Source organism: Allocoleopsis sp., from assembly GCF_036703385.1.
Lineage (GTDB): Bacteria > Cyanobacteriota > Cyanobacteriia > Cyanobacteriales > Coleofasciculaceae > Allocoleopsis.
The window spans coordinates 1-5,505 of sequence record NZ_DATNPA010000108.1 but is presented as its reverse complement, the minus strand read 5'-3'; the positions used below and the strand labels follow the sequence as shown (position 1 = coordinate 5,505).

Annotated in this window: 5 protein-coding genes and 1 pseudogene; all 6 read right to left on the bottom strand. The window is 42.5% G+C overall.

The features are described 5' to 3' along the window. Window positions 1–853, bottom strand: an 853-nt coding sequence (locus tag V6C93_RS05465) for a filamentous hemagglutinin N-terminal domain-containing protein (protein WP_333475640.1), incomplete at its 3' end; no start/stop codon positions are given. A 69-nt stretch (window positions 854–922) separates the two neighbouring features. Then, window positions 923–2,005 carry a hypothetical protein gene (locus V6C93_RS05460; RefSeq protein ID WP_333475639.1) on the bottom strand — a complete coding sequence of 361 codons (1,083 nt, stop codon included), beginning with the start codon at window positions 2,003–2,005 and terminating at the stop codon, window positions 923–925. Window positions 2,006–2,047: 42 nt separating this feature from the next. Beyond that, window positions 2,048–2,293 carry a Nif11-like leader peptide family natural product precursor gene (locus V6C93_RS05455; protein ID WP_333475638.1) on the bottom strand — a complete coding sequence of 82 codons (246 nt, stop codon included), beginning with the start codon at window positions 2,291–2,293 and terminating at the stop codon, window positions 2,048–2,050. A 275-nt stretch (window positions 2,294–2,568) separates the two neighbouring features. Next, on the bottom strand, window positions 2,569–4,479 hold the full coding sequence (locus V6C93_RS05450) for an SAM-dependent methyltransferase (protein WP_333475637.1): 1,911 nt from the start codon (window positions 4,477–4,479) through the stop codon (window positions 2,569–2,571). 127 nt (window positions 4,480–4,606) lie between these two features. Then, the gene (locus V6C93_RS05445) at window positions 4,607–4,888 is read right to left on the bottom strand and encodes a Nif11-like leader peptide family natural product precursor (RefSeq protein WP_333475636.1); all 282 of its coding nucleotides are present in this window, start codon (window positions 4,886–4,888) and stop codon (window positions 4,607–4,609) included. Window positions 4,889–4,942: 54 nt separating this feature from the next. Next, a pseudogene (locus tag V6C93_RS05440) lies at window positions 4,943–5,505 on the bottom strand (RiPP maturation radical SAM protein 1); the annotation flags it as partial.

The following is a 5,505-nucleotide window of genomic DNA, read 5'->3' as shown; positions in this document are numbered from 1 at the left end:
CACTAGCATCTAGTAATGAACGTTGAGATAGCTGGATATTATGGAACGCTTGAACACCTTGATAGCCAAATGTAAAGCCTTGGGGAGTAGGACTGATGTTGACCGAACCAGAACCAACACTGCCTAACTCAATTCGCCCTTCGGGTGCTGTCAAAATACCACCCTCTAAGGTAACGTTACCCCCTACCAGTGCTAGAGTCTTACCTGCCTGCACTCGTAGACCAGTTGAGCTATCACTTACTCCTGTGATTGGTGAGACTAATGGATCGGCAACAGTTAAACTGTGACCTGTGTTTTGCACACGAATCGCTCCTGGATTACTCCCGAAGCCTAGACCAACTGGAATACTCACTGTCAGCAATGATTGAGATTGGGGGTTGGTAGCACTGAAGGTTGTACCATCAGCAAAGTTTATACTAGTAGCAGTACTGCCTAAAAATGAGCCGCCGATATTGAGTGATGCATTGGAACCAAAGACAATTCCCTTGGGGTTGAGGAAAAACAGATTAGCAGTACCGTTTGCTTGGATTACGCCATCAATATTGGAGATTGAGCCACCTGTCACGCGACTGATGATGTTCTGAATATCGCCGATATTGTTGAATAAAGCTGTGCTGCCTGTCGGAAGAGAAAACTGAGCAAAACTGTGAAATAAGTTGTTGCCTCTGGACGTGCCACCATTGATTACGAAAGAATTGGCATCTGATGTGACAAGGGAGTTGACGGGCAGCGTGTTATCCGGAACGATTTGTGCCTGAAGTAGATGGTCAGGGAAAAGCAAGAATAAAGCAATTGCACTAATTGAAAGACAGTTCAGAGCGAAAGCTTTGCTAAGGCAGGGTGATAGTTTCATAAATTCCCTCAAGCTCAATCTTGTTGGCAAAAGCGAAAACGGCTGCCTCTAGTTTGCTTGAAGTTGGGATTAACAGCCAGTAGTTAAGGGATTGGCATAAACCCACTGATGACCAAACATCACATATCCTTTAGCTTCTAAAGGACTGCCTGGTTGATAAACAATTTTTATATGGTTAATTGTTCTCCAAAAAATACTGAATGCCCTCGAACCTAGTAAAAGCTCGCCTCCAGTCAGCTCTTTAGGCCATAACTCTAGATGATCGGCTTTTTGTGAGAGTCCAGGCCAAGTTAGAAGAGCATTTTTCTTACCTGGGCTACATAAACCTATTTCAATCAAATAGTTTAGAAATAGTTGCCATTGAGATTCATCTAGAGACGATTTTTTTGGAAAAAATTCCAGTCCGATTCGGGGATGGATAGTATTACCGATATCAAACGACAAAAGACGAAGAATATCTCCAAAATTCTCTAGAGATGAGAGGAGATCGAAAAATTTACTTGTCGGATCTACCCAGCCGATTTGTATCAAGTAATCTGCTACCCTCTTTAAGGGAATATCGCTCATTATTACTCTTAAAGGCTGACATGGACGAGAAAGCATCGCCCCAAGATGCTCGACTTTCGCACCCTTAGGTAGGGACTCAACACAGAGCCTCAGATTGGATTCAAGTTTTGAAGAAACAGAATAATTTAGGAGCCTGAGAGCTATTTCAATTAGTGATTGATTATTTATGACTGTTTCTTGATTCCAAGCTAAGAAAACACAGGGAATTGGTACCTTGCAAGGTAATTCATGTAGATCAAATTCCAGTCCAATATATCTCACTCTACGGTACAGTAGAGATGTTGGCTCAACCCATTCTCTACAAAACTGCTCCAGAGACTGCCATACGAAATGAGTCAGAAATTTATCTGGTAATTGTAAGGTGCGACGGTGGAAAAAGACCGATAAGTCCACTTCAGGCTGACCAACGCCTAGACGAAATTCCAACATGGCTTGGGAGAAGGGAGGTAAGACTTGGGCTAATCCCTGAAGATAATACATAGCTTCAGGAGACACTAACTCAGGGTGAAGGTGGGGAGTAACCACTTTCAGGTAATCTGCCATTGAACCTTTCATCTGTACTTCTTCGTTGGATACCCTTTCCATATCTCCCTAACTCCGCGATAAATCCTTAGACAATCGATTGGATTAATAGGTTACAGGGGTGGCAACTATATCGGTTAATGGAAAGCGTACTTCTATATTTTGTTGCTGTGCGTATCGTTGTATTTCTTCGACTACCTCTTCAGTAGTGAAACTATAGCCATTTTCCTCACCGAGCTGAACTGCTAGCCTCACAACACTGTCTTGGTCAGGCGCTGACACTATCTGTTCTTGCAGAGCTGGAGTTTCCAGTACAACTTGGAGAAATCGCTCTAAGTTTTCTCTAGACATATAGTTTTTCCAAAAGTTACCGCCAGAGTATACCAGATTCTTATGTTTTCCAACGGTAAGAATGAAAAATCTTTAAGAATGAGCCAAATGGCCTTATCCGGCTTGAGCCTAAGTAGAATTGCTGGGGATTTCTAGCGTGCAGGCTCAAACTCAGCTAGGTTGCGGAGCGAGTAATTGCATTTCACCTACACCCGATAAACTAACTCTGCTAGGACATTGCTCTCAAACACAGCACCAGATCGAGGAGCAACCGAATTCCTGTGACCGATTCATTATCAGCTAGGCTTGTAAGCCTTAATTTCTCCGAAGAATATTGGCAAACATTGGAATTGACGGTAGTGAAACTTACCAAATTCTGTTAAGCATGAAAATCCATTTTTGAACTCAATCATTGCATTGTTAAACTCTTGAGCGCTGAGAATTTCACTCAAATCACGGCTGATGACTTTCTCAAAACCAATCCCTGAAATTTTCTCCAATACTTTACTCAAACTGGGCGTTTTCTGAGCATAAACTCGGTCAAATTCTGCCAATTCTTGTTGCTCTTGGTTGGATAAAGGAAACTCCTTGCTAAAAACATCTTTGATGTAGAGGCTTCCTCCCGGCCGCAGCACTCGGTAAACTTCAGCAAAGAGACGTTGGTAATCGTAAGAGTATCCAATAGATTCCAAGAAAAATACTAGGTTAAAAACCTCGTTTGCAAAGGGAAGGTTATGAAAGTCACCGACATGAACTTGAATTCGCTCCGCTAGTCTTGCCTGTTGTACTAGTTTCTTAGCCGTATTAGCTTGAGCTACAGATAGAGTGATAGCCTCGATTCGGACTCCCTCAATCTGCTGAGTAATGTCAATACTTGGGCCACAAACCCCACAGCCAGCATCAAGGATGTAATACCCAGACTGAATACCTGCTTGAGCAGCACAATAAAGGTTAGTTTCTCTATAAAAGTCAGTGTTTGAGTTATTCGTTAACAGACCCGACTGGTAGGTTTTTCCCACATACTTCAGGATCAGTGGATTCATGCGATCATAATAGCTGCGAACCTGTTCTATGTATTGGGAGACTTCAGCTCCATTCTCCTCGCTCTTGAGCCAACTTGTCTGATTGGTAACCTCAGTTTTTTGCAGTTTGCTTTGAGTTAAGGCACTAACATTAAACCAATTATGACCAAATGCTAAATACCCTTTAGCTTCTAAAGGAATGCCTGAGTGATAGACAATTTTTATAAAGCTGATTGCTCTCCAGAAGATGCTCAATGCATTGGAACCTAGTAAACGATGGCTCCATGTCAGATTCATAGGCCATAAGTCTTGCAGCTCAGCTTTTTGGGAAAATCCAGGCCAATCCAACACAGCATTTTGCTTAGCGGCGGTACACAAACCTCTCTCAACTAAATAGTCCAAGAATAATTGCCAACGCGGTTCAAATCGGGGCTGCTTTTCCAAAAAGCATTCTAGACCAATTCTAGGATGAATAGTTTCACCAACATCAAAGGTCAAGACAACGTTATCCACAAACTCAGATAAAGTCGAGACAAGGATAGAAAGTTCATTTGTCTGATCTTTCCAGCCAATTTGCATGAGGTAATCCAATAAATTCTCTGGAGGAATCCCCTTAACATTCAGCCTTACCACCTTATTGGGACGAGACAGCATCGCACCGAGATGGGTTATTATTGCATCACTAGGTAGGGAATCAACGCATAGCCTAAGGTTTGACTCTAGCAGTAAGGAAGTTGGATAGTTCAGTAACCTCAGAGTTATTTGCATCAACTCTTGAGCCTCACTGACTATTTTCTGATTCAGGGCTAAAAAAACACAGGGCGTTGGCACCTCTGAAGGCTGCTCGTCCAGATCGAATTCCAGCCAGAGATTGTCTATATTTCGGTGCAATAAAGATGTTGGATCAGTCCACTCTTGACAAAAATCTTGAAAGGCTTTCCATATAGGATAGGATGAGTTAGAAAGGTTCGTGGCAAATTCAGCATGAGGCAACCAAGAACCAAGATTGACTTGGAAGTCTACGTTAGATTGCTCAGCACTCAGACGACATTCAAACCCAGCCAAAGAACAAGGAGGTAAATTTTGGGCTAATGCCTGGATATGGGATAAGGCAAGAGGAGAAACTAGCTCAGGATGAAGGTGGGAAGCCACAACTTTTAGGTAATCTGCCATTGAGCTGTTCACGTATCAGAACTCCAGTATCGAAATTATCGTTACTAGCCACTACACTATAACAATGTAGGAGCGCTCATTTTTTCACTCTAAAAGCGCCAAAAATGCAATTCAGTTTCCCTCTATGCAATCCCTGAATTTAATAGTTTGCAACAGTAGGTTCAAATATATCTGCTATTGGGTAAACTATTTTTTGTTCTCCACTTTCTCTCTCGATAACCTCTTTCACCTCTTCAGGAGTGAAATTGCAGCCGTTTTCTGCGCCTAGCTGAACTGAAAGCTTCACAAGGCTGTCCTGATCAGGAGCTGATTGCAGCTTTTCTTGCAGCGTTTGGTCTTTCAGAATTAATTGGATGAATTGGTCTAGACCTTGCGAAATCGTTAAGTTTTTTTTTGTTAAGGTTTTTTGAGTAATCATCATTTATTCACAAAATCAACTGGGGAAATTATACTTCGGTTGACACGGAATCTCAACTTAAGTTGGCACCTTTTTTCTGAATAACTCCCAAAAGGCTTTCCGGCTATCGCCGATATAACGTTGAACATCTACATACCCTGCTGGTTGTTCTTTGACATCCAACAGAGGCACAATCAGTTCCCTCACAGCAAGGCTGAGCAATCTCCCATTGAGTTCCAACAAAATTCGGCGCTTTTGTAACTCCTCCACAACCGACTGAATTTCATCCCAGGAAACCTCATATCCATACTTCTTATTTAGAGCATTCAAAAGTTCCCGATATGTCAAAGTACGATCGCATTCCACATAAATTTGATAAGCTAACCCATCTAAACTGATTTCCTGCTCAATTGCACAAGGTCGAGTATCAACTAGCTTGATGCGATCGCCATTATCCTCCATGACACTCAACATCGGCGGCGACTCCGACTTAAACAGCCTTTGCCATTCACTCACCCACTCTTTGAGCCTTTGATGCTCCGGAATCTTCCTCTCTTCTCCCACTTCCTCAAACGAGTACGCCAAATCCTTGAGCCTCTGGGCATCCAAGGGATAGATATAGGAATAAGTTCGCTGAGGAA